This window comes from Thermococcus camini, from assembly GCF_904067545.1.
Lineage (GTDB): Archaea > Methanobacteriota_B > Thermococci > Thermococcales > Thermococcaceae > Thermococcus > Thermococcus camini.
In genome coordinates this window covers 266,062-287,384 of the sequence record NZ_LR881183.1, presented here as the reverse complement: position 1 = coordinate 287,384, position 21,323 = coordinate 266,062, and the positions used below count along the sequence as shown (strand labels likewise).

The window sequence follows — 21,323 nt, the reverse complement described above, 5'->3', positions numbered from 1 at the left end:
CCCGTATGAAAATAATCTTTCATAGGTGGGAAAATGGGGGTATCAGGTGAGCGGGATGAGTGATGTCTACGAAAAGCTTGAGGCGCTGCTTCGTTCCCTGGGGGTCAAAAAGACCGAGCTGAGGATTTATCGGCTTCTGCTTGACAAGAAGGAGCCGATGAGGATAACAGAGATACAGAGGGAGCTCGGGATAAGCGAACGCTCGGTCAGGGAGCACGTGCTCAGCCTCTACAGGAGGGGCATTCTGAGGAGAACCCTAATCGAGCAGGGCTGGCTCGGCTACACGTACAGCGCCGTTTCTCCTAGCGAAGTTCTTGAAAACATCAAGCAGAGCCTTGTAAAGAGAATAAACGAGCTGGAGCAGGAGCTGAAAAGCGGCTCCAAATCCAGCAGGAATTAAGCCCGCTCCACGATTCCCAGGGCCTCCAGGATTCCCACAAGCCTTTCCAGCTTTTCTTCATCGATTTCCCCGTACTCTTCCCCGAGCGCCTTAAAGGCCCGCTCCATGGGAAGGAGTTCCGCGAGCATCAGCAGTTCATGGAGATGCACCAGAACCCGCCGGTCCCGGGTCAGCGAACCGAACTCCTCGGCGAGCTTTTCATCTGCCTCCCTTATGAGGCGCTCCGACAGTAAGCCCCTGACCTTCCACCGCAGCCAGGGCTCCGGCTCAAACCTGTGGCCGCTCTCAATGCCCAGGAAACGTGAGTCCCTGGCGAGGCCCGTCATCACAAGGCGCTCAACCTCGTCCGTTTTTCTCTCCCTCGATAGCTCACCGAGGTATTTCATCGCGTATCCACGGGCAAAGCGCTGGAGCTCCTGCCCATCACCCTTCGCAAGGGCCAGGGCGGTCGCGAGGACGGCCCTTCCAATGACCTCAACACTCTCCCTGCCCACCTTGTCGATGGTGTCGCCGCTGGAGTGGTAGAAGCGGTCCGGCCAGGTTATGGGCATTACAGTGGGGATTCCGAAGAAGTTGAAGACATCGTGGTCGCTGCCCATCTCGTACGGGAAGCTCTTCACTCTGAGCCTGGGCAGGGGGCTCCCGGAGAAGCTTTTTCCGGCCCCGTTCGCCAGGTCGAGGTAGTATTCGAGGATCCCCGAGACCACCGAGAAGCGGGAGGCGGGCGTTCTCACCAGCATTATCGTCGAGCCGGCCCTGTCCGGACTGCCCGCCACCATGTCAAGGTTTATGGCCGCATAGTACTTCTCAAGCTCGACGTGGCGCTCGATGAAGGCCTGCGTTCCGTAGTATTCGGGAACCCAGAGAAACGCGAAGCCAAAGCGGAACGAATCGTCGTAGAGACGGGACAGAACGCGCGCCAGCTCCATCAGCATCGCACTTCCACTCGCGTTGTCGTTAGCTCCAGGCTTCGGATGGCAGATGTGGGCGGTGAGCAGAAGGAACGGGGGTTTACCCACCTCAGCGTAGAGAATCGGAAGAACCTGGCGCTCGTTTATCACCGTCTCAACCTCAATCCTCGCACTCACGCTCTCCCCCGAGTTCAGCTTTCCAATGATTTTCCTGGCCAGGGTCTCTGGGACGGCCACCGCGGGAATCCTGGCCCATTCAAGGTCGTCCTTTGTGAGGAAGAGCCCTATGTAGGGCACCTCCTCCCCGGTGCTCTCACGGTAGGCCATGAAGCCGACCGCCCCCATCTCGTTGGCCCTGAGGTATGCTTTCCTCCACTCGCGTCCAGCAAGGACTATCCTGCCCCGTGCTTTTTCCCAGTCCTCCTCCCGGGCAACGTGAACGACCTCCCCCTCAGCACTCCCGCTTGGGGAGTGGGCCATGACCACAAGGGGGCTTAAAGCGGTGGTCAGTGTTTTACCAAGAACCTCGACCTTTCCGTGAACCAAGTCCCAGGCTATCGGCGACTTGAGCGTCAGGTACAGGCTTTTCCCGTCGTAGGTCTCCTCGTAGAGGTTAGCGCCGATCCCCCAGATGCGGAGCTCCTCCAGTATGAAGCGGACCGCCTCGGGGAGCTCCTTCGAGCCCTGTATGCGGTGGAACTGGCTTATCTCAGCGATGTAGTGCAGCACGTTGTTCGGATCAAAAACCTCGGCTTCCTTCAGGAAACGTCTCATTCCTTATCACCCAGATGGAGCATCCTGGGAGGCCTCATGAGCCTCAGGCTGTCAAGCAGGTCTGGGGGCATGAGGAGTCCAACGGTTTCAACAAACCTTGTGAATTCAACCTCCACGGCGGACTCCTCCCCCATTTCTCCGGGCGGTACCTCTTCCTGTGTGGAGCCCTCCCGGCCGCCCGCCACGAGAAGGCCCCGTCTAATATCCTCCTCGCGCTTCTTGGCGCCGGCAGTTCTCCCCCGGAGGTAGGCATCCCTAACTGCCTCGTAGGCACCGAGATCACCGGCTGCCTTATAGAGCTCGTCCCGCCGCTTCCTCACCCATTCGGCCCATTCGCTGTGCCCTTTGTAGCCGACGAAGTAGCCGAACTCATAGGCCCTTCTGACGAGCCGCCGGATCTCATCTTCCATCTCAGACACCTCAGAACGGGGCCTCAGGGTAAACCACAAGCCCCTCATCCGTGAAGCGTATCTTCTTGAGGTTGCTGTCGTGGGGGACGCCGTGCATCTTGAGAACCTGGATCGCGCGAACCATCTGATAGTTCCTCATGAAGTGGTGCATTACAATGACCCCATCGGCCAGGTAGTACTCGTCAGTATAGGCCTCCGAACTGAGCATCTCGGAGATTATCACACAGGTGACCCCCATGTCGTGGAGCTTTCTGATGAACCTTCCAACGGCCATTCTTTTATTCTCCGGATCGACCACTGCGTACTCCAAGGAGGTAAATGAATCGATCACAACGCGGCTGGCGTTCTCCGCTTTGATTATGTGGAGGAGCATCTCAAGGATCTCGTTCCAGGAAAATCTCCTGCCCGCTCCGAATATCGCCTCACCCAGGTCGTGGAGTACTATCCTCTTTGCCTGCACGTGGGCCAGAAGACCGAAGTTGTAGCGGAGCATGTCCTGCGTGACTATTCTGGGATGCTGGACTATTGAGATGTACACTCCCTTCTCATCGTTTCTTGCACCCTCGACCAGAAACTGAACCCCAAGGGTCGTCTTACCGCTTCCGGGAGGGCCAACGACGAGATAAACCCTGCCCGGAACAAAACCTCCCCCGATAAGATTGTCAAGCCCCGCGACACCGGTGGATGTCCTGTCGAGGCTCTTGAGGAACTCCCCAACGTACATAGCTTTCCCCCCAGTATTCCATCGCCATTGTATTTAAAGTTAAGCGGACTGATGGAGCAGAGATGCCCCTAACAAGTATAACAGCATGTCAAGTCAATAAATTACTTTCGCATCATTCAGAAATTCAAATGAACAGAAAGGGTGCCCAAATCCCACCAGGATCATCCCCACGTGACGTGCCGGTTAACGAGGAAGCGGACGACGAAGGAAACCACTATACCGATGAGGTTTGCGACGAGGTAGTTCATGCCGAGATAGACAAGACCCACGTAGATAACCCACTGGACGAGCGCTCCTGTGAGGGCGGCGACGTGGAAGGTGGCAATGCGCTTCCAGAGGGGCTTTCTCTGGAGGTCCCTGAAAGTCCAGAGGTCGTTCCAGGTGAAGTTGTTGAGTATCGCCAGCTCGGTCGCCGGGATGTTGGCGAGTATCTTGTCCCAGCCAAGGAAGTTCACAAAGGCCCACAGAAAGCCCTCGTTCACCACGACGCCCGAGAGGCCGACGAGGGTGAACTTGATGAGCCTGTCAAGCTCGCCCTCCCAGCGCATGAGCCTGTAAACATGCTTGAGGTAGTTCACCATGGTCTTCGTTCCCAGTTTGCTCTCGCCGGCGTGCCTCAGGCCGAAGGTGAAGGGAACCTCCGTGACTTCCTTGTATCTGCCCTTTATGAGAATTTCCATGAGTATTTTGAAGCCTATCGGGTTGAGCTTGGCTCCTTCAACAACATCCCTCCGGAGGGCAAAAAAGCCGCTCACAGGATCCTTGACGTCCCGTATCTTTGGAAGCGCCAGGCGGCCTATCATTATCGCGCCCTTCGATATGAGCTTTCTGTACCAGTACCAGTTCTTAACACCCCCGCCGGGAACGTACCTGCTCGCTATGGCAATGTCGGCGCCTTTTTCAATGGCGTTCAGGAGTTCAGGAACAACCTCTGGGGGGTGCTGCAGATCGGCGTCCATAACGACAAAGACGGTGCCGGCGGCTTCTTTGAAACCCCTGATGACCGCAGAGGAGAGCCCTTTTTCCTCAGTCCTGCGGATAACTTTCACAGGGTACTCCCCCGCCAGGCTCCTGGCGAACTCCCAGGTCCCATCGGGGGAATCATCATCGACGACGACGATTTCGTAGTCATAACCCTTTAGAGCCCCGTCTATCCGCTCAAAGAGCTCCTCCAGGTTGTCCCTCTCATTGTATGTTGGGATGATTACAGAAACCTTCACTGTCCTTCCCTCCGGTGCACCTGAATAAATCCGTAAACTTTATAAGTCTTTCAAAGTCCCTTAACAGCGGGCAGTGGGGCCGTGGGGTAGCTTGGCCTATCCTTCCGGCTTCGGGAGCCGGGGACCCGAGTTCGAATCTCGGCGGCCCCACCATAACAGCCCTTTCTGACGAAAGCGCTGGCGGAAGGTTGGTGCTCTTTTGAGAGGACTTGTCTTTTTGAGTGGGAGTTTAATGAGGCAATTCCTTGTTCAAGTTACCTTGTTTGAGTGAGTTTACTTTCCCCGCGCTCCTTCGGAGCGCTTTAAGAGTCAAACCCGCGTTTGATGCTTGTGAAATGTGAATTCCAGCTTAAAATGGCAGTTTGGTAGTGCAAACCATTTTCGGCTACACTTTTGGGAGAAGAATCACAAACTTTGATGAAACTTTACCAAGCAAAGTTTCTTTGGTAAGGCTTTTCTAAAAGCTTCCTTCGCAAAGTTTGGTGCTACTTTTCATCGTTCCAGTCCTCGATAACATGCGTCTGCCTCATCTTTTCGGCGAAATTCCAGAACTTCGGAACGACCATCAATGCAATGCCCACAGCCAGCACCAGCACCGCTATGACTGCGGCCGCAATGCCGCCACTGCTGAAAGCCCAGAAGGTCATCACGAAGGGGGCGAGTATTATTCCAAGTATGGCGGCACCAAAAACCAGCACCAGGATCCTGTAGCCGTACCGCTCCATGAAGATGGCGAAGTCCATTGGTTCCACCCGTTACCATTTAAATGAATGAAAATTATAAACTTTGCGAACAGGACCGGTGGAAGGATAAAATTTATAAATCCATCCCTGAACCTATCAACGGGTACAGCCCCGTGGTGTAGCGGCCAAGCATAGGGGACTCTGGATCCCTTGACCGGGGTTCGAATCCCCGCGGGGCTACCATTCAACTGGGCTCCAGACATTCGAACCCCACCTTCCCTTCCACTTCTAAGTTCCATTATCGAACCTCAAATTACACCACAGATCGTACCACGTGCCGTTGTCGGGCATCATGTTCGATCTTGTGGCCGGTGCAGTTCTGCGAAAATATACGTGAAAGCAGCCACACATTATTGAATATATCCCTGAGCCTTGGATAATATCCAAAATATCTTGAGGAAGCGACAGTTAAAAACGAAAGGAGAGAATGCTTCTGAAGGTTCCAACAACTCATAGGCCCCAATTAATCTGGATACTGTATTAAAATGCCGAAAATTCAAAAATCAGACTTTTTAGGAACTTTTAAATAGTATGCCGTGGACTTCTAAAGTGATGTTACACACGGATTGCCTAACATGGAGGTGAGGGCATGGACAGCACCATCAGTTTGGAAAGTGAAATCACAAACCTGCTCAGAGTACACGGCTCATTGAGCGTCGCGTTTCTGACGAGGTTCCTCAACGAGATGGGGTTAGAATGCACCAGACAGAAGGTTGAAAGAACCCTAAGAAGGATGATTCAGCAAAGGAAGGTGGAGGCATTTTATACCAACGGAAATAAGCGCAAACATTATCGCTTGCGGTGATATCATGGGTGCAACGACTGCAATACTTGGCAACGATAGAAGGATGCTCATGGTGGAGTTCCTTCAGAAGAGCGATGGGCGGGCGGAGCTCAGGGACATAGTCGAGTACATAGCCGAGATGGAAGGTGACACCGACCGAAAACACAGGAAAAGCGTGTACGTCAGCCTGATGCAGACGCACATCCCCAAACTTGAGAGGGAGGGCGTCGTAACCTTCAATCACGGCGTCGTTACGCTCCTGAAGATACCGGACGATGTTACCGTTTACATGGAGGTCGTGAACAAGCACGACATCAGCTGGAGCGCCTTCTATATGGGCACCTCGCTGATATTCATAGCTGCAGGCTGGTATCTGGGGAACCCGCCCCTGCTCCTCGCGGCCATCGTGTACCTGGTCATAAGTGTGGTGCACCATAGAAAGATCAGCAGGCTGATCTAGCCCAATAAGGCTCTAATTGGGTTTTTCTAATCAGTTGAAGCGGTTCTGCTTCAGGTAATGGGGCATTACCACGCAGTAATCCGGAATTTACTATATAGCAGAAGCGTCCTAATAAGGTACAAGTGTCTCGGTGACGTGCCGCCAAGTGACGGTGCCGAGGGATGCCAATTTGATATTTGGGAGGAAAACACCATGAAGAAAATTTTGGCCCTCGGTATGCTGGGGCTGATGATCGCGGCGGCCTTTGCTTTGGGTACGAGCGCGACCTTCAGGGACTACCGCGTCCAGAGGAGCTCACACATTGCCGTCGTTCCCGACGACACAGAGCTCATCGACCTGACGCCCGTCCAGCCCTACGCGTACATCAACGATGGGGGGCAACTTGTTATTGACTTCTCTGAGAACAACCCGAACTGGCCCGGACACGACAACCCGGACTGGGCTGAGTACCAGGGGGAGCTCGAGGGATACACAGGCAGGGGAATTGGCCTGAGCCCGCAGAGCAGGTACAACTTCGACCACGTTTTCAACGTGAGCAACCACCTCTGGGAGAACAAGGTTATAGTCGTCGAGGTAATCTCCTCGGATCCCGGCAAGGTCTCATTCTACGACCCCGGTGAGAACATGTACATAACCAACGGCAACGCTATCCCGTACAACTCGGACACAGCGGCCGGAGACGTCTGCTTTTACCTTGAGCCCGGAGAGGCCCTCGGTGTTGGCATGGAGCTTGCGGCTGGAAACAGCCTGGGAGACTACGACGTGACCGTGACCATCAAAGCCTGGCCGGCTGACGACGCACCCATTGACTGCGGAGGCGCGAGGTGATCAAAATGAAAAAGATAATCGGACTCTTCGTCCTTATAGCAGGATTGCTAATAGCAGTAACCGCGAGCAGCGCAAACTTCGCCTACTTTGAGGCGGACAGGAACGTTCACATTCAGATCGTCCCCGACGACAACGAGCTCATTGACCTCAGGCCGATCCAGCCCTACGCGTACATAACCGACAACGGGATGCTCGTCATAGACCTCAGCCACAACAACCCCAACTGGGAAGAGGGCTTTGGAGAGGGCGTCAGCCCGAACAGCACCTACGTCTTTGAGGAAGTCTTCGGCGTGAGCAACGACCTCTGGGAGCAGACCCCGATATGTATGGAGATCACCTACAGCGGTGGCGACGAGGTTACGTTCTTTGAGGGCGACTACATGCCCGGCCAGACCGTTGGCAGCGACCACCTGTTTGTTACCATAATGCCCGGCGATGTTGTCACGATCGGTATGATCATCAACACCACCGGAATCAGCGCACCCGACTCACTGGACGGCCAGATTCAGTTCTACGCCGTTGCCGGTGAGTGCCAGAGCTGATTAGACGGGTAGACATTTCATTATGGAGCGTTTGCTCCCCTTTTTAGATTCTTCGAGGGGGAAGAGAGATGGGAACAAAAACAGAAGTCATTGCAGGCATTGGAATCATGGTAATTCTGCTCATAGGAGTCGGGGGACTCCATTCCTCCGGCCCGATTACGGTAGTTTACGCAACCCCAGATGGGGAAGAGTTCTCTTTGGATTCCCCCGCCCCCCCGTATTCATACCTGGATAACGGTGTTCTTGTCGTTGATATATCCCCTGACAGCCCGTTCTATCCGGGCGATGGAGAGGGACTGAGCGTTAACAGTACTTACGTTTTTGATGGGGTATTCATAATAGAGAACAACCAGAGCGAGACAGGTTACGATACAATATGCGTGAGGGTAAGCTCGGACTCCTCGAACCTGGGGTTCTTTGAGGGCGCGTTCGGCGGAAGCTGGGCGGACGTCATTGAGGTCACCCTCGGGGCGGAAGAGAGCGCCGAGATAGGCATGATGGTGAACACCACCGGGCTTCAGCTCGGGGATTACTTGAGTGAAATAACAATAGAGGCCTGGGGAGGAAGCTGCGGATGAATACCCTCGTGGAGTACGCGGTCCTCGCGGTTCTCGGAGTGCTGGTCATAGGTTCTCTCGCAGGAGCCCTTCTTGACAGGCCGGTTTTCATGTCCTACGCTTACTCGGGGAGCATGACGCCCACCATAGATAAGGGCGACCTGTTCTTCATCAACCCCCTAGCGAGAAACCCCGACGTCGGGGACGTCATAGTGTTCAAGGTAGGGAGCACGTGGACCGTCCACAGGGTGGTCGCGATAACCGAAGACGGGTACATAACTAGGGGCGATAACAACGTGGCCAGCGACCAGCAGAGCCACAACATACCCCCAATAAAGAAAGATCAGATTGGAGGGACTGTAATAGCGCCAGGCGGCCACGTGATAACCGTGCCGAAGGTCGGCAACTACATCGAGAGCGGCCTCTCGGACAGGGGCAAGATACTCCTCGGGGCCATCCTGATAGTCGTCGGGATACTGGCCTTCGGGAGCAGTGAAGCGGTGAGAGGAGGAAAAAGAAAGCGGTTTTTCACCCTGAAGTTCAGAACGCTCTTCATGCTTGCCTCCGCATTCCTGCTGTTGATGGTGGCCATCTCAATCTTCGTCTCCTGGGAAGTAATACCTATAGAGTACTCGGTAACGTCCGCCGGCGGGGCAAGGGAGGGCTGGTACCAGCCAGGGGAAGAGTTCCAGACCGAAATTACGGTGAAGAACAACAACCTGTACCCGATGAGGTACTACGTCTCAGTCCAAGAGCCCGTAACCGGAGTCTCAAGCGAGGAGTTCGGCCTATCCAGGGGCGGAGAAGAGGACTTTACCATCACCATATTGGCGCCACAGAAAACGTCGGTGTACTCCACCAAGGTCAAGGTTAATGCGTACCCCCCTGTACTTCCCGACTCAGTGATGGACACCCTCTACCGGGTACACCCGATGGTACCCCTGCTGGCGATCCTTGCAGTCATTTCGGCTTTCCTCGGAGCGATGTACGTACTCTCGGGGATAGGGAACGAAGACGTGGTTAGAATCAGAAGGAGGAGGCATTCCAAACACAGGGGAATACCGGAGGTGTTTAAGGTATGAGAGGGACCATTGCAGTACTGATAACAATCGCACTAGCGTCACTGGTTATCGTCAGCTCGAGCGGGACTTTCGTAAGCTTCGGCGCCACCAGGGAGGTAAAAGTCCAGGTGGTACCGCACGAACAGGAGTATCTCGGCTTCGACTGCGAAGACGGCTATGCCGCGGTCATTGAGGTCAACACCAATTCGGAGCTTGACTTCGACGCACTGACCGTTAGAAACTACCTCAACGACATGAAGGACGTCACTATCACGCTCCATCCCGACTACTCGGGGCTTCCAGCGGGGGTCACGATGTTCATAGAGACGGAGGACGGTGCGGTGAGAACCCTTGCGTCCGAGGAGGAATACACGTTCTTCGGAAACGTGACCGTGGGGAACGCGGAACCGGGTGAGTACATAATCCCGGTTGAGATGTACGCAACATGGAACGGCGGGGATGCATCGATATCCACCTGCCCGATAAAGCTGATCATCAATGGAGGACCCACCATAGAGAAGGAGCTCCTGAGCGGACCGCTTGAGCTTCCAACGCACACATACGCGGAGTGGACGTTCAGAATCACCGTGACGAACCCAGGAGAGGAGCAGACGCTTACGATAAAGGACGTGATTCCGGGGGAGTTCGAGATTGAGTCCATAGACCCGAGCGCTGGAACGTACACGGTAACACAGACCGGGGCGGCGCATCACATCACCTGGGAGGTTCACCTCGGGGCGGGTGAGAGCGCCCACATGAACGTGACGATATACACCAAACTCAACCCTGCGGGCAAGCAGGAGTTCACGTCCTGCGGGGACTACATCCTGAACGAAGGGGCCGAGCTGGTGGAATACGGCATCACAAGTGAGAGCATAACCGTCCACGCAACCTGTGATGGGGGAGGAGACTGCGACCTGTGCATAATGAACCGCTGGATCAGCGGGGTTAAGCACCTACCCCGGGACACTGCCGCGGATTACAACACAAGAACCGTAGTGAAAAACGGGGGCGACGAGAGGGACCTGGTCGTGACCCAGTACGTTGGTTCCCAGTTCACCCTGGTGAACAACATACCGACAAAGGGGACGGTTTCCACTGAGGTCATGGAGGACGGGAGGACGCGCGTTACCTGGACACTCCACCTGGCCCACAACGAGGTCGCCAGACTCAACCTCTACGAACACACGGACGGAATCTACACAAGCTCACACAGGTACGTTATGCTGGTCAGCACCCCCTGCGTTGCAGGATGTGAATGTCATGGCTGCGCCAAGTACGTTTACGTCTACGCGTGCGGCTGCCACGCCGGCAGGGACGCTCCGGAGGCACCGGACGTCTACGAAGACACTGAAATCGAATCTGACTGTTGCACGGAGGCATGTGAAGGATGAATAAAGAAGGCATTACAAAATTTATCAGAAGGAAGGAAGTGCTGGGGATATTCCTGGTGCTCTTCATAGTTTTCGGGTTTTATTCCGTGAAGCTCATGAGCGCAAGCCCGTACATGGTCACCACGCATAAGATAGGGACGTACCGGGAAGAGGGAACGCTGAAACACGAGGCATACCTCGAACCCAACGATCTCTACGGGTACAGATTGACAATGGATAACTACCCGATACCCCTGGTGGATAGGTTCCTGCTGACGTACACATACAGGTCGCAACCGCCCCTGAACGAGGGGTCGTACCACATCGCCGTGAAGGCCGAGTACTACGTGAACAAAGGCAGCGAGGAGATCGTCCTCTGGGAGGAACCGCTCTTCGATGAGAGTGGAAACCTGACGGACGGCAGATTCAGCGCGGAGTACGTTCTGGACATGAAGAGCTTCGAGAACACGAGCAAAAGGATCTCCAGCGAACTCGGTGTGAAGAGGCTGAAGAACAGGATAACCATTGAGACCACAGTGACGGGCACCGGAAGCGTCGGCGGCAGGGAGATAAGGGAGAACTTCGACCACACCATCGAACTCGTTAGGGACTCAACGGCAGAGCTTTACTACTTCACGGACACCAGCAAGGCAGAGAAGAGAGCGCTCACCGAGACGGTAAGGACGGAGAAGGATGCAAGCGTTCTTGGCATAACAAGCGACCTTGGAACGGCCCAGACCGTCACCACGGTACTGGCACTCCTGATGCTGATACCCCTGCTCGGCTACGTTTACACATCAAGGGCTCCAAAGGACGAGCTGTCAAAGATAAGGCCCTACGTGGTTAAAGGAGCTCCAGGCCCCGTTGAGAAGGTCGTTGAGCTTAAGACCCCCAAAGACCTGGAGACAACCTTTGAGCTCATAGACAAACCTATCCTGCACTACATAGAGGGAGACGAGGAAGTCTACGCAATAATCGACGATGGGGTGTCATACGAGTACAGGAAACCCCTGCCAGGAGAAGGGAAAGGGGCCAACTGAGGCATCCCCTTTTCCCGCTTTTTTTCCAGTTTCCTTAACCAAAACTTTAAAAGCCCTATTCGAAAGCCTAAGCTAGAGGTTCTTAAAGAGGTAAGAGGTGGTTAGAGATGAACCCGTTCCACGAGCTTGAGCCCGGACCGGAGGTTCCAGAGGTCGTTTACGCTCTCATAGAGATTCCGAAGGGAAGCAGGAACAAGTACGAGCTCGACAAGAAGACCGGCCTTATAAAGCTCGATAGAGTGCTCTACAGCCCGTTCTTCTATCCGGTCGACTACGGAATAATCCCGCAGACCTGGTACGACGACGGCGACCCCTTCGACATCATGGTCATCATGCGCGAGCCGGTTTACCCGCTCACCCTCATAGAGGCGAGACCGATAGGCATCATGAAGATGGAGGACTCTGGCGATAAAGACTGGAAGGTTCTCGCGGTTCCTGTTGAGGACCCCTACTTCGAGGACTGGAATGACATAGACGACGTCCCGAAGGCCTTCCTCGACGAGGTTGCCCACTTCTTCCAGAGGTACAAAGAGCTACAAGGAAAGACCACCCAGATAGAGGGCTGGGGCAACGCCGAGGAGGCCAAGAGGGAGATCCTCAGGGCCATCGAGCTCTACAAGGAGAAGTTCGGAAAGAAGGAGTGATTTCTTTTCCCTCTTATTCCCCCAAGGAGGTTAAGGCATGTACAAGCTCCTCAAGATTAAAGACGTCGTTAGGATTCCACCCAGGATGTTCACGATGGACCCCAAGGAGGCCGCAAAGCTCGTCCTCCGCGAGACCTACGAGGGCATCTACGATAGAGACGAGGGCGTTGTTCTGGCGGTAATGGACGTTGAGGACATCGGGCAGGGTGTCATTGTTCCTGGAGACGGTGCAACCTACCACGAGGTGGTCTTCGACGTCCTGGTTTGGAAGCCCGAGATGCACGAGGTCGTCGAGGGCGAGGTTATCGATGTAGCCCCGTACGGTGCCTTCATCAGGATAGGCCCGATGGACGGTCTCGTCCACATCAGTCAGCTCATGGATGACTACGTCGTCTTCGACGAGAAGAACAAGCAGTTCATCGGTAAGGAGACCAACAGGATACTCAAGCTCGGCGACGAGGCGAGGGCGAGGATAATAGCGGTAAGCGTCAAGAGCCGCGTTATCAGGGAGAACAAGATAGGCCTCACCATGCGTCAGCCGGGCCTCGGAAAGAGGGACTGGGTTGAGAAGGAAAAGCGCAGGGAGGCTGAGGAGTAATGGCGAAGGAGCGCGCCTGCAGGCACTGTCACTACATAACGACCGAGGACCGCTGCCCGGTCTGCGGCAGCAGGGACCTCAGCGACGAGTGGTTCGACCTCGTCATAATCACCGAGCCCGAGAAGTCGAGGATAGCGCAGAAGCTGGGCGTCGAGGTCCCAGGAAAGTACGCCATAAGGGTCAGATGATGAGGTTCGTACTCACCCCCGAGCTTAGAAGGGAACTCAAAGACCCCCTCGGGGAGCTCATCCGGGGGAAGATTCCCGAGCCTTACCTCAGGCTCAAGGGTGAGCTTGAGAGGGCCGGGTACGTCGTTACGGTAGGCGATGTCGTAACGGAGAATGTCCTCAAGCTCGGGATAAGGCCGAGCATAGCCATATACGACCACAGAACCAAAAGACACGAGTACAACCCGGATATCGAGACGGGTTCAGTCGTGATGACCGTCCAGAACCCCCCCGGAACCATAACGAAAGCTTTATTAAACGCAATCAGAAAGGGCTTTGGACTGGCCGCGAGGGGCAGGCGTGTTTACATAAAGGTGTATGGAGAGGAGGACCTGGCGGCGATTCCCGCCGTGCTCTACGCCCCTTACGGGAGCCTCGTGCTCTACGGCCAGCCGGACGAGGGAGTAGTGCTTATAAAGGTAACCCCCGAATGCAAGCTCAAGTGTGGAAAGCTCATGTCGAAGATGGAGGTGATTCACGATGGAGATTAAGGTTACCGAGATAAGGGAGAACAAGCTCCTCGGAAGGAAGGAGATATACTTTGACGTCATCCACGAGGGTGAGCCGACCCCGAGCAGGGCCGACGTCAAGGGCAAGCTCGTTGCCATGCTCGACCTCAACCCGGAGACCGTGGTTCTCCAGTACATAAGGAGCTACTTCGGTAGCCGCGTCAGCAGGGGCTACGCGAAAGCTTATGAGAGCAGGGAGAGGATGCTCTACATCGAGCCGGAGTATATCCTCATCAGGGACGGCCTCATTCAGAAGGAGGAGGAGTGAGGTGGTTTAGATGGCTAAGGGCAAGAAGACCAGCCAGAAGTGGAAGCTCTACGAGGTCCAGGGCGGGAAGGTCAAGAGGAAGGGTAAGTTCTGCCCGCGCTGCGGTCCAGGAGTGTTTATGGCCGAGCACAAGGACCGCTGGAGCTGCGGCCGCTGCGGCTACACCGAGTGGAAGAGGAAGTGATTCCTCTCCTTTCTCAGGCTTTTCTACAACCCCCTAAGGGTTAAACTCAAGATGACATTGCGGTAGATGGTACCATGCCCACCTACTACGGCATCGAGCTCAAGCTCCACCCTCAGGTCTACGAGCCGGCGGAGGATACGTTCCTTCTGGCGGAGAACCTCGCGGTTAGGGAAGGTGACCTGGCCCTCGACGTTGGAACTGGAACTGGGCTTATAGCACTCCTGATGGCAAGAAAAGCCCGCTTTGTTCTGGGAGTGGACATCAATCCGCTGGCCGTTGAGCTGGCGGGGGAGAACGCAGAGCTGAATGGCATCAAAAACGTCGAGTTTCGCATGAGCGACCTCTTTGAGAACGTTTCCGGAAAGTTCGACGTGATAACCTTTAACGCCCCATACCTGCCCGGCGAGCCGGAGGAGCCGATAGACCTGGCGCTGGTTGGCGGCGAGGGCGGCAGGGAGGTCCTCGACAGGTTTATTCGGGAGGTGCGGGATTACCTCAAACCCGGCGGAACCGTCCAGATAGTCCAGAGCTCGATAACCGGGGTGGAAGAAACGCTGGGAAGGCTGGAGAAAGCGGGATTGAGGGGAAAAATAGCCGCTAGGGTGCACGTCTTTTTTGAGGACATAGTGCTGATAAACGCCACTACGCAAGGCGGTGACGTTTGATCTCAAATAGGAGCTTCACCTTCGGCCTCTCGGGGAAGTCCACGTCCTCCTCAAAGAAGTCTATTTCAATCTCCCTTGCCTTGATCTCCTGGCGCGGTTTTATGTTTCCAAACATGGAGGTAGAATCAACGGGCGGCTTTTAAAGTTTTCGCATATTGCCGAAGTATTTTTCGACGATAAAATATTCCACACACCCGACCCATCACCTTTTTAAAAGGCTCTCCCAAAGCCAACCCAGAGAGATGAATTAGGTGAGGCTAATGGCGTTAACGTTCAAGTCCAACCCTAACATGCCGGAGGAGATAGCGAGTCTCTTCAGGAAGCAGCACTACGCTTTAGTAGGAAGGCACAGCAGTGTGAAGCTCTGCCACTGGCTCAAGGAGAGCATAAAGCACGACCGCTTCTGCTACAAGCAGAAGTTCTACAACATACACTCCCACCGCTGTCTGCAGATGACGCCGGTTACGGCATGGTGCACCCACAACTGCATATTCTGCTGGCGCCCGATGGAGGGCTTCCTGGGGACCGAGCTTCCAGAACCCTGGGACGACCCGGCATTCATCGTTGAGGAGAGCATAAAGGCCCAGCGCAAGCTCCTCGTCGGCTACAAGGGAATGCCCGGCATAAACATGAAGAAGTTCGAGGAGGCGTGGAATCCAAAGCACGCCGCCATAAGCCTATCCGGCGAGCCGATGCTGTACCCCTACATGGGCGACCTGGTGGAGGAGTTCCACAAGAGAGGCTTTACCACGTTCATAGTCACCAACGGAACCGTTCCGGAGAGGCTCGAGGAGATGAAGGGAGAGGACAAGCTGCCGAGCCAGCTCTATGTCTCACTCACCGCTCCGGACATCGGGACCTACAACCGCGTGAACGTCCCCATGATTCCGGACGGATGGGAGAAGATAAAGGAGACGCTGGGGCTCATGAATGATGCCCAGACCAGGACGGTGGTAAGGCTGACCCTCGTCAGGGGCGAGAACATGCACAACCCGGAGGGCTACGCGAAGCTGATAAAGCTCGCCAACCCGATGTTCGTCGAGGCAAAAGCCTACATGTTCGTCGGATTCTCGCGCAACAGGCTCACCATCAACAACATGCCGAGGCACGAGGAGATTAAGGCCTTCGCCGAGGAGCTGGTGAAGCACCTGCCCGGCTACCACATCGAAGATGAATACGAGCCGAGCAGGGTCGTGCTCATAATGCGCGACGACGTTGATCCCCACGGAACCGGAATCGGCGGCAGATTCATAAAGCACTGACCGCTCTTTCTTTTTACTCCGCAGGAATATGGAAAAAGTTTATTTATTCTCGGCGCTTAGAATCTGCTTAGGGGTGTAAGGTGATGAAGAAGGTTCTGGCCACGATAATGATTGTTCTCATGCTGATTCCAGCCGTTGGCGCCGGAAAGATAGACGGCTCCGTGACGTTTCTCAGCGGGGCTTCCCAGAGCACAAAGGAGACGAGGGAAGTAAGCCTGGCACTGATGGCCCTGATCTCGGCACGCGATGATGTGAACTGGGACGTAACTCCCGACATCGAGGCCCTCGTGGACGAGCTTCTAAAGGAGCAGAACGAGGACGGGGGCTGGGGCCACTACTTCAACGAACCCAGCAACGTCCTTGACACCGCCTACGCCGTGATAGCACTCACCAGGGCGTACCCCCTGATGGACGTCTGGAAGGCGAGAGACGTCAAGGGGGCAATTGATTCTGGAATCGACTACCTCCTCGCCTCCAAAGAAGAGAACGGCTGGGGGTACATCCCCGGAACCCCAGTCTCGTGCTATCCAACTGTCGTGGCCCTCTGGGCCCTTGGCGAAAACGGTTACACTTACAACAGCAGAACCGTCCGGGACGCCATTAGATACCTTGAGAGCGTCAACGCCTCCTCCTGCGAGATTTCAAATTACGAATTCCTGGCCCTCAGGGTCATAGCTTACCACAGCACCGGCTACCCCCTCGGGAGCGATGTAGCAGATCAGCTCAAGGACATCCTCCTCAAGGAGACCCCTGAGACCAAGGAGAGAGCTATGCTCACCTACGCCCTCGTTCTGGTCTCTCCCATAGATCTCGATGTCGCAAGGGCGCTCAAAATGCTCGAAAACGAGGGCAGGTCCTCGGACGACATCTTCTACTGGATGAACACCCCGAGCCTCATGTCCCAGACGGAGATCATATCCTCAACCGCCTTCGCACTGATGGCGCTGTCTCACCCTCTGAAGGTCACCATCCCAAGTGAGGTTACCAACCCGTACACCATGCCCTGCAGGGAGCTCAAGTACATGCAAAACCTCGACGGTGGCTGGGGGCTCGTTCTCAATGAACCGAGCAACGAGAAGGCCACCTACTACGCCCTCCTAGGGCTGGAAAAGTGCTATCCCACCAACGAGAGCATCAATAAGGCCCTCAAGTGGGCCAGAAACGCCTTCGAGAAGGACGCCCTCTGGGTCAAGGAAAACGGAAGAATGTCCGTCGGCTATTACTATGCACTCGAGACCCTGCTCCACTACGGCCTGCTGAGCGAGGAGGAGAAGGTCAGTGCCGTTGAACTGATAAGAAACGCCCAGCTTGACTACGGCCTCTGGGGCAACACCGTCCTAGGCCCACAGCCCTACGAAACGGCTCTGGCAGTCAAGGCCCTCCTCGACCTCGGTGTCCCCGCGAACGACCCTCTCATCCAGGCCGCCAAGGAGTGGCTTCTCAGCATAAGCAACGGCGGCTGGGGAACCCATGTCACAACCCATCACTTCTCATACATGCTCAAGCCGGACGTACTGACTACCATAACGGTTCTTGAAGCCCTGGAGAATGTGGCCACCCCCGAAGAGCTTGAACCCCATCTCCAGTGGCTCATGGACCAGAGAATAAACGGCGGCTGGGCCTACTGGAAGGCATACTACATCTGGCAGAAGAACAGGGAGTACCCCGGAACCCCGAGCGTTGAGCTGACCGTACGCGCCACTGACCTGCTCCTCAGGCACGGCTACAACTACACCTCCGAGACCCTCGACTTCGTGATGAACGCCAGGGACAGCGGGCTGATAAGGAACAAGCCCATCGAGACCGCGAACGCTGTGCTCTACCTCTGCCGCTTCCAGTACATACCCCCAGTCAGCCTCAACGACGTGAGGGCAGCGCTCGACAGGGACATCTTTGAGGTCATCGCACCGGATATGGACAACGAGAGCGTGGCTGAAATAGTGAACCGCCTGAGCGACACGTTCAGCGGCGGCTTCATCGCGGCCAACGGCACCGGAATCGGCGAGGGAAGCTACATTGTTCTCTCAAACTTCAGTGGCTACAGTATAAGGGCCTACAACCCGTACCTGCCCTTCCACATAGACGGCGATAACGTTACCGTCGGCAACGTCACCGTTCCGCTGAACAAGTCAGTTGTCCTCATACCCGGCAAGACGCCGGAAGGGGTGGTGCTCTTCGTATTCTACGAGCCTGAGAACGGGGAGATAGCGAAGGAAGTCTTCACCACAGGTTTCATCAAGTACATCGGCGGAAGCGCAATGGTGCTCGTCATCGAGAACGGAAGAATAGAAGTAATAGCGGTGGGGTGATAGGGAAGTGAGGGCTCTAATCATCGGGATCGGTCAGTGCGGAACTAAAATCGCCGACCTCTTTTCTCTTGTTGATTTTGAAACCCTTGCGATAAACACTTCCCGTGGGGACCTTGAATACCTCAAGCACGTTCCCCACGAGCGCAGGATACTCATCGGTGAGGGCATAACCGGAGGAAAGGGCGTCAACGCCAACCCCATACTCGGCAGGGAGGCCATGAAGCGCGACCTGCCCGTTGTGATGCGCAAGATAGGGTCCATAATAGGCTACGAGGACGTGGACATATTCTTCCTCACCTTTGGCTTCGGCGGCGGAACCGGGGCCGGGGGGACGCCCATCCTCGCGGAGGCCCTGAAGGAGGAGTATCCCGACTCCCTCGTCGTCGCAATAGGGGCCCTTCCCCTCAGGGAGGAGGGCATCAGACCAACAATCAACGCCGCTATAACGATAGATAAGCTCTCCAAGATAGCGGACTCGATAATCGCCATAGACAACAACAAGCTCCGCGGGAGCGGCGACGATATAACCCACGCCTATGAGCGGATAAACTATACAATAGTCGAGCGCATAGCTTCCCTCCTGGCGCTCGTCGATGTTCCCGGCGAGCAGACCCTCGACGCGAGCGACCTGAAGTTCGTCCTCAAGGCATTCGGCAGCTTCGCCACAGTGGGGTACGCAAAGGCCGAGGCAGGCAGGGTCAAGAGCCTCTCGCGCCTCATCATAAAATCGTTCGAAAACGAGGGACTATACCTCGACGCCAACATAGAGTCCGCACTCTACGGCCTCGTGGCGGTTCACGGCCCCCCTGAGGTCCTGAAGGCCGGCGATATCTTTGAAGCGCTCGACTACCTCACCAACAAAATAAAGGGAAAGCAGATATTCCGCGGCTTCTACCCGGACCCCCGCGAGAGGGACGTCGAGGTCGTCACCCTCCTCAGCGGCATCTACGACAGCAAGAGCATAGAGGACATCATAATCACCGCCAGAAACTACGCCCAGTCGTTTATGAGGGCAAAGGAGGAAGCGGAAAGCCGGAAGAGAGAGCTTCTGAGCGGCCTGCCGGATTTCGACGATGTTTATCCTGCCGGTGACGTATACGAGGGAACGTTCCCCGACGTGGACGAGGTGGCAAAGAGGCTGAGGAGGGAAAAGGATGACTGACCCTGTGAAGGACTCCGTCGAAGTGGCCCTCGACCTTGACGAGAAGGAGGTCTACTCCCATATTGCCCACGAGAGTGCCGAGGACATAATCAGAATTATCTCCTCCCTTGACGCCGAGAGGGCGAAGCTCCACGGGGAAGTTATCTACTACAAGGACGACTGGGACGACCTCATCAGGGAGAGGATGGCAAAGGGAAAGCGTCACACCGCCTTTGACTTCTACAACCCGGCTTTACTCGACATCTGGGAGGCAAAGGTTAGGGAGCTGAAGGAGCTCAAAAAGAGAGAGAAACTCGGCTACGCTCTGCTCGCAGCGGTACTCGTCCTCACAGGCGCGGCTTCAGTTATGACCGGCCAGGCCTATGTCCTTCTCGGCATGGCACTGCTGCCGCTGGCGGTTCTCATCCGCGACCGCAGCAGGGATAGGTCCGACCTGATATACTACGAACTCACGCAGTTTTTCATCGACGAGCTGGGTGAACTCGTCAGAAAACACAACCTCCAGCCCGAGCGCTACAAGTTCAAAATATTTAGCGGTGATTACTTCGGTATCGAGGCCAGAAAACTCGGAACGGGCCTTTTCGCAGTAGTAACGGCCGAAAAATCCAAGGGCAACCATTAAATAGATGTTCAAAGATATACCAGTAGTGAGGGGAGAAAACATGAAGATTGCGAGACGCGGCCAGGTGTCACTGGAATTCATGCTTGTGTTCGGAATAATGCTCATACTTTTGCTCTACTCAGTCAACAGCATCACGTTCCAGCAGGGTTCGACTTCAACGGAGACCCTTAAAATGCAGATCCTCCTAGAGGAAAAGAGCCTCGCCAACGCGATAGCGGGTACGATAGCCCAGGTCTACGCCCAGGGACCTGGGGCAAAATCGACCACATACGTGAAGGTCACCTACCTCGCCGAGCCTGATTACCTCCAGAAGGCCTCTGGCTCGGCCAAGGTGAGCGTCGGGGCCTCGAACAGCTTTGTGTTCGTTGGCGTCGGGGATCAGCTAAGAACAGCAGACGTAGGTAACGAGGAAAAGAACACCGTTCTGACCGAGATGCCGTACACCTCTGTGGGGAAGGGCATAGTGTTCCCAGACGGCCTTCCGGCGAAGTCCGTCAGGATAATCGTTGAGTGGGACCCGAGCAGGGACGAGGACTGGAATGCTAGGGTCGTCGGCAGCTACCTGGAAATCACGATAAACATCAACCCCGGTGGGTGAAGATGAGAAAGGGCCAGATAAGCCTTGACTTTCTGTTCGCGGTTACGCTTGTGATGATAACGATGCTCAACGTGGTCTACATAGCCACGAGCGAGAAGGGCAACGCCGAAACCTTTGACGTGACCGCGAGGCTCAAGGTGTTCTCGGTGGACATCAGGGACACCGTGGCCAAGGTCTATGCAAGCGGGAATGGATTCAGCGTGAGGAAAACCTCACCGTTCCCCCTCAAGAGTGGAGAGAGGATAGTGGTGAGACTAAAAGCCGAGGACAATACGATAACGGTGATTGGAGTAATCGGGGGAAAACGGTATACGGTAGTCCAGAAAAGCCCCGTCCCGATATACCAGGACGATTCGATACAGCTCAACCCAACCAGGGACGAGATATGGATAGTGGCCAGAGAGGAGGAGGGAAAGACGTATGTCGAGCTCCAGACATCGCCGTAGGG

At 55.3% G+C, this 21,323-nt stretch carries 28 protein-coding genes and 2 tRNA genes; 24 read left to right on the top strand and 6 right to left on the bottom strand.

Annotated features, from left to right (window positions below; genetic code table 11):
* Positions 1-55 precede the first annotated feature (55 nt).
* Positions 56-400 (top strand): transcriptional regulator, encoded by a 345-nt coding sequence (locus tag TIRI35C_RS01385; protein ID WP_139681618.1) that lies wholly within the window; start codon positions 56-58, stop codon positions 398-400.
* On the opposite strand, the gene TIRI35C_RS01380 is transcribed toward TIRI35C_RS01385, so the two are convergent.
* From TIRI35C_RS01380 to TIRI35C_RS01365, 4 genes are all read right to left on the bottom strand, one after another.
* On the bottom strand, positions 397-2,085 hold the full coding sequence (locus tag TIRI35C_RS01380; protein WP_188201470.1) for a DUF4910 domain-containing protein: 1,689 nt from the start codon (positions 2,083-2,085) through the stop codon (positions 397-399). The two genes, TIRI35C_RS01385 and TIRI35C_RS01380, sit on opposite strands and share 4 nt — an antisense overlap.
* Positions 2,082-2,495, bottom strand: coding sequence for a hypothetical protein (locus tag TIRI35C_RS01375; RefSeq protein ID WP_188201469.1), 414 nt, complete (start codon positions 2,493-2,495; stop codon positions 2,082-2,084). The genes TIRI35C_RS01380 and TIRI35C_RS01375 overlap by 4 nt, the downstream gene beginning before the upstream one ends.
* A 10-nt stretch (positions 2,496-2,505) precedes the next feature.
* The gene (locus tag TIRI35C_RS01370; protein ID WP_188201468.1) at positions 2,506-3,219 is read right to left on the bottom strand and encodes an RAD55 family ATPase; all 714 of its coding nucleotides are present in this window, start codon (positions 3,217-3,219) and stop codon (positions 2,506-2,508) included.
* Between the two features lie 161 nt (positions 3,220-3,380).
* Entirely contained in the window at positions 3,381-4,439 is a 1,059-nt protein-coding gene (locus TIRI35C_RS01365; RefSeq protein ID WP_188201467.1) for a glycosyltransferase, read from the bottom strand.
* Positions 4,440-4,514: 75 nt separating this feature from the next.
* Here TIRI35C_RS01365 and TIRI35C_RS01360 point away from each other — a divergent pair.
* Positions 4,515-4,592, top strand: a tRNA-Pro gene (locus TIRI35C_RS01360).
* Between the two features lie 332 nt (positions 4,593-4,924).
* On the opposite strand, the gene TIRI35C_RS01355 is transcribed toward TIRI35C_RS01360, so the two are convergent.
* The gene (locus TIRI35C_RS01355; protein ID WP_188202921.1) at positions 4,925-5,182 is read right to left on the bottom strand and encodes a hypothetical protein; all 258 of its coding nucleotides are present in this window, start codon (positions 5,180-5,182) and stop codon (positions 4,925-4,927) included.
* Positions 5,183-5,289: 107 nt separating this feature from the next.
* Between TIRI35C_RS01355 and TIRI35C_RS01350 the strand changes: the two genes are divergently transcribed.
* The 16 genes from TIRI35C_RS01350 to TIRI35C_RS01275 all read left to right on the top strand — a co-directional run bounded on the left by TIRI35C_RS01350 (position 5,290) and on the right by TIRI35C_RS01275 (position 14,922).
* Positions 5,290-5,365 (top strand) — tRNA-Gln (locus tag TIRI35C_RS01350).
* A 406-nt stretch (positions 5,366-5,771) separates the two neighbouring features.
* Entirely contained in the window at positions 5,772-5,987 is a 216-nt protein-coding gene (locus tag TIRI35C_RS01345) for a hypothetical protein (RefSeq protein WP_188201466.1), read from the top strand.
* 4 nt (positions 5,988-5,991) lie between these two features.
* The gene (locus TIRI35C_RS01340) at positions 5,992-6,426 is read left to right on the top strand and encodes a DUF7344 domain-containing protein (protein WP_188201465.1); all 435 of its coding nucleotides are present in this window, start codon (positions 5,992-5,994) and stop codon (positions 6,424-6,426) included.
* A 192-nt stretch (positions 6,427-6,618) separates the two neighbouring features.
* A complete protein-coding gene (locus TIRI35C_RS01335) occupies positions 6,619-7,254 on the top strand; it encodes a DUF1102 domain-containing protein (RefSeq protein ID WP_188201464.1) in 636 nt (211 codons plus the stop codon).
* A gap of 5 nt (positions 7,255-7,259) precedes the next feature.
* Complete coding sequence (locus tag TIRI35C_RS01330; protein WP_188201463.1) at positions 7,260-7,796, top strand: DUF1102 domain-containing protein; 537 nt, start codon at positions 7,260-7,262, stop codon at positions 7,794-7,796.
* A 68-nt stretch (positions 7,797-7,864) separates the two neighbouring features.
* On the top strand, positions 7,865-8,374 hold the full coding sequence (locus tag TIRI35C_RS01325) for a DUF1102 domain-containing protein (RefSeq protein ID WP_188201462.1): 510 nt from the start codon (positions 7,865-7,867) through the stop codon (positions 8,372-8,374).
* Positions 8,371-9,435 carry a signal peptidase I gene (locus tag TIRI35C_RS01320; RefSeq protein ID WP_188201461.1) on the top strand — a complete coding sequence of 355 codons (1,065 nt, stop codon included), beginning with the start codon at positions 8,371-8,373 and terminating at the stop codon, positions 9,433-9,435. Before TIRI35C_RS01325 ends, TIRI35C_RS01320 begins: the two co-directional genes overlap by 4 nt.
* Complete coding sequence (locus tag TIRI35C_RS01315; protein WP_188201460.1) at positions 9,432-10,808, top strand: COG1470 family protein; 1,377 nt, start codon at positions 9,432-9,434, stop codon at positions 10,806-10,808. Before TIRI35C_RS01320 ends, TIRI35C_RS01315 begins: the two co-directional genes overlap by 4 nt.
* Before the next feature lie 56 nt (positions 10,809-10,864).
* The gene (locus TIRI35C_RS01310; protein ID WP_246454641.1) at positions 10,865-11,827 is read left to right on the top strand and encodes a DUF5305 family protein; all 963 of its coding nucleotides are present in this window, start codon (positions 10,865-10,867) and stop codon (positions 11,825-11,827) included.
* A 107-nt stretch (positions 11,828-11,934) separates the two neighbouring features.
* On the top strand, positions 11,935-12,471 hold the full coding sequence (locus tag TIRI35C_RS01305; protein ID WP_188201458.1) for an inorganic diphosphatase: 537 nt from the start codon (positions 11,935-11,937) through the stop codon (positions 12,469-12,471).
* Positions 12,472-12,508: 37 nt separating this feature from the next.
* Entirely contained in the window at positions 12,509-13,069 is a 561-nt protein-coding gene (locus tag TIRI35C_RS01300) for a DNA-directed RNA polymerase (protein WP_188201457.1), read from the top strand.
* Positions 13,069-13,257 carry a transcription elongation factor subunit Spt4 gene (spt4, locus tag TIRI35C_RS01295; protein ID WP_014012709.1) on the top strand — a complete coding sequence of 63 codons (189 nt, stop codon included), beginning with the start codon at positions 13,069-13,071 and terminating at the stop codon, positions 13,255-13,257. Before TIRI35C_RS01300 ends, spt4 begins: the two co-directional genes overlap by 1 nt.
* Entirely contained in the window at positions 13,257-13,787 is a 531-nt protein-coding gene (locus TIRI35C_RS01290) for a GTP-dependent dephospho-CoA kinase (RefSeq protein WP_188201456.1), read from the top strand. Before spt4 ends, TIRI35C_RS01290 begins: the two co-directional genes overlap by 1 nt.
* Positions 13,777-14,073, top strand: coding sequence for a 30S ribosomal protein S24e (locus tag TIRI35C_RS01285; protein WP_188201455.1), 297 nt, complete (start codon positions 13,777-13,779; stop codon positions 14,071-14,073). Before TIRI35C_RS01290 ends, TIRI35C_RS01285 begins: the two co-directional genes overlap by 11 nt.
* 10 nt (positions 14,074-14,083) lie before the next feature.
* Complete coding sequence (locus TIRI35C_RS01280) at positions 14,084-14,257, top strand: 30S ribosomal protein S27ae (RefSeq protein ID WP_014012712.1); 174 nt, start codon at positions 14,084-14,086, stop codon at positions 14,255-14,257.
* Positions 14,258-14,331: 74 nt separating this feature from the next.
* Entirely contained in the window at positions 14,332-14,922 is a 591-nt protein-coding gene (locus TIRI35C_RS01275) for a HemK2/MTQ2 family protein methyltransferase (protein WP_188201454.1), read from the top strand.
* On the opposite strand, the gene TIRI35C_RS01270 is transcribed toward TIRI35C_RS01275, so the two are convergent.
* Positions 14,900-15,037, bottom strand: a complete 138-nt coding sequence (locus TIRI35C_RS01270; protein WP_188201453.1) for a hypothetical protein — start codon at positions 15,035-15,037, stop codon at positions 14,900-14,902. The genes TIRI35C_RS01275 and TIRI35C_RS01270 overlap by 23 nt on opposite strands.
* A gap of 145 nt (positions 15,038-15,182) precedes the next feature.
* Here TIRI35C_RS01270 and twy1 point away from each other — a divergent pair, with 145 nt between their 5' ends.
* The 6 genes from twy1 to TIRI35C_RS01240 all read left to right on the top strand — a co-directional run bounded on the left by twy1 (position 15,183) and on the right by TIRI35C_RS01240 (position 21,321).
* Positions 15,183-16,184: a 4-demethylwyosine synthase TYW1 gene (twy1, locus tag TIRI35C_RS01265; protein ID WP_188202920.1), complete on the top strand. Its 1,002-nt coding sequence runs from the start codon at positions 15,183-15,185 to the stop codon at positions 16,182-16,184.
* Positions 16,185-16,267: 83 nt separating this feature from the next.
* A complete protein-coding gene (locus TIRI35C_RS01260) occupies positions 16,268-18,493 on the top strand; it encodes a terpene cyclase/mutase family protein (RefSeq protein WP_188201452.1) in 2,226 nt (741 codons plus the stop codon).
* Positions 18,494-18,500: 7 nt separating this feature from the next.
* Positions 18,501-19,655, top strand: coding sequence for an FtsZ/tubulin family protein (locus TIRI35C_RS01255; protein WP_188201451.1), 1,155 nt, complete (start codon positions 18,501-18,503; stop codon positions 19,653-19,655).
* A complete protein-coding gene (locus TIRI35C_RS01250) occupies positions 19,648-20,277 on the top strand; it encodes a hypothetical protein (protein WP_188201450.1) in 630 nt (209 codons plus the stop codon). Before TIRI35C_RS01255 ends, TIRI35C_RS01250 begins: the two co-directional genes overlap by 8 nt.
* 40 nt (positions 20,278-20,317) lie before the next feature.
* On the top strand, positions 20,318-20,875 hold the full coding sequence (locus tag TIRI35C_RS01245) for a class III signal peptide-containing protein (RefSeq protein WP_188201449.1): 558 nt from the start codon (positions 20,318-20,320) through the stop codon (positions 20,873-20,875).
* A gap of 2 nt (positions 20,876-20,877) precedes the next feature.
* Positions 20,878-21,321 carry a hypothetical protein gene (locus TIRI35C_RS01240; protein WP_188201448.1) on the top strand — a complete coding sequence of 148 codons (444 nt, stop codon included), beginning with the start codon at positions 20,878-20,880 and terminating at the stop codon, positions 21,319-21,321.
* The last annotated feature ends 2 nt before the right edge of the window (positions 21,322-21,323 follow it).

Bases quoted from the DNA above. Each gene is read 5' to 3' on its own strand.
- TIRI35C_RS01270 (WP_188201453.1), bottom strand. From the start codon at position 15,037: ATGTTTGGAAACATAAAACCGCGCCAGGAGATCAAGGCAAGGGAGATT.
- TIRI35C_RS01345 (WP_188201466.1), top strand. From the start codon at position 5,772: ATGGACAGCACCATCAGTTTGGAAAGTGAAATCACAAACCTGCTCAGA.
- TIRI35C_RS01385 (WP_139681618.1), top strand. From the start codon at position 56: ATGAGTGATGTCTACGAAAAGCTTGAGGCGCTGCTTCGTTCCCTGGGG.
- TIRI35C_RS01285 (WP_188201455.1), top strand. From the start codon at position 13,777: ATGGAGATTAAGGTTACCGAGATAAGGGAGAACAAGCTCCTCGGAAGG.
- TIRI35C_RS01240 (WP_188201448.1), top strand. From the start codon at position 20,878: ATGAGAAAGGGCCAGATAAGCCTTGACTTTCTGTTCGCGGTTACGCTT.
- TIRI35C_RS01335 (WP_188201464.1), top strand. From the start codon at position 6,619: ATGAAGAAAATTTTGGCCCTCGGTATGCTGGGGCTGATGATCGCGGCG.
- TIRI35C_RS01370 (WP_188201468.1), bottom strand. From the start codon at position 3,219: ATGTACGTTGGGGAGTTCCTCAAGAGCCTCGACAGGACATCCACCGGT.
- TIRI35C_RS01305 (WP_188201458.1), top strand. From the start codon at position 11,935: ATGAACCCGTTCCACGAGCTTGAGCCCGGACCGGAGGTTCCAGAGGTC.
- TIRI35C_RS01320 (WP_188201461.1), top strand. From the start codon at position 8,371: ATGAATACCCTCGTGGAGTACGCGGTCCTCGCGGTTCTCGGAGTGCTG.
- TIRI35C_RS01260 (WP_188201452.1), top strand. From the start codon at position 16,268: ATGAAGAAGGTTCTGGCCACGATAATGATTGTTCTCATGCTGATTCCA.
- TIRI35C_RS01300 (WP_188201457.1), top strand. From the start codon at position 12,509: ATGTACAAGCTCCTCAAGATTAAAGACGTCGTTAGGATTCCACCCAGG.
- TIRI35C_RS01250 (WP_188201450.1), top strand. From the start codon at position 19,648: ATGACTGACCCTGTGAAGGACTCCGTCGAAGTGGCCCTCGACCTTGAC.
- TIRI35C_RS01325 (WP_188201462.1), top strand. From the start codon at position 7,865: ATGGGAACAAAAACAGAAGTCATTGCAGGCATTGGAATCATGGTAATT.
- TIRI35C_RS01315 (WP_188201460.1), top strand. From the start codon at position 9,432: ATGAGAGGGACCATTGCAGTACTGATAACAATCGCACTAGCGTCACTG.
- TIRI35C_RS01355 (WP_188202921.1), bottom strand. From the start codon at position 5,182: ATGGACTTCGCCATCTTCATGGAGCGGTACGGCTACAGGATCCTGGTG.
- TIRI35C_RS01330 (WP_188201463.1), top strand. From the start codon at position 7,260: ATGAAAAAGATAATCGGACTCTTCGTCCTTATAGCAGGATTGCTAATA.
- twy1 (WP_188202920.1), top strand. From the start codon at position 15,183: ATGGCGTTAACGTTCAAGTCCAACCCTAACATGCCGGAGGAGATAGCG.
- TIRI35C_RS01275 (WP_188201454.1), top strand. From the start codon at position 14,332: ATGCCCACCTACTACGGCATCGAGCTCAAGCTCCACCCTCAGGTCTAC.
- TIRI35C_RS01375 (WP_188201469.1), bottom strand. From the start codon at position 2,495: ATGGAAGATGAGATCCGGCGGCTCGTCAGAAGGGCCTATGAGTTCGGC.
- TIRI35C_RS01245 (WP_188201449.1), top strand. From the start codon at position 20,318: ATGAAGATTGCGAGACGCGGCCAGGTGTCACTGGAATTCATGCTTGTG.
- TIRI35C_RS01280 (WP_014012712.1), top strand. From the start codon at position 14,084: ATGGCTAAGGGCAAGAAGACCAGCCAGAAGTGGAAGCTCTACGAGGTC.
- spt4 (WP_014012709.1), top strand. From the start codon at position 13,069: ATGGCGAAGGAGCGCGCCTGCAGGCACTGTCACTACATAACGACCGAG.
- TIRI35C_RS01340 (WP_188201465.1), top strand. From the start codon at position 5,992: ATGGGTGCAACGACTGCAATACTTGGCAACGATAGAAGGATGCTCATG.
- TIRI35C_RS01380 (WP_188201470.1), bottom strand. From the start codon at position 2,085: ATGAGACGTTTCCTGAAGGAAGCCGAGGTTTTTGATCCGAACAACGTG.
- TIRI35C_RS01290 (WP_188201456.1), top strand. From the start codon at position 13,257: ATGAGGTTCGTACTCACCCCCGAGCTTAGAAGGGAACTCAAAGACCCC.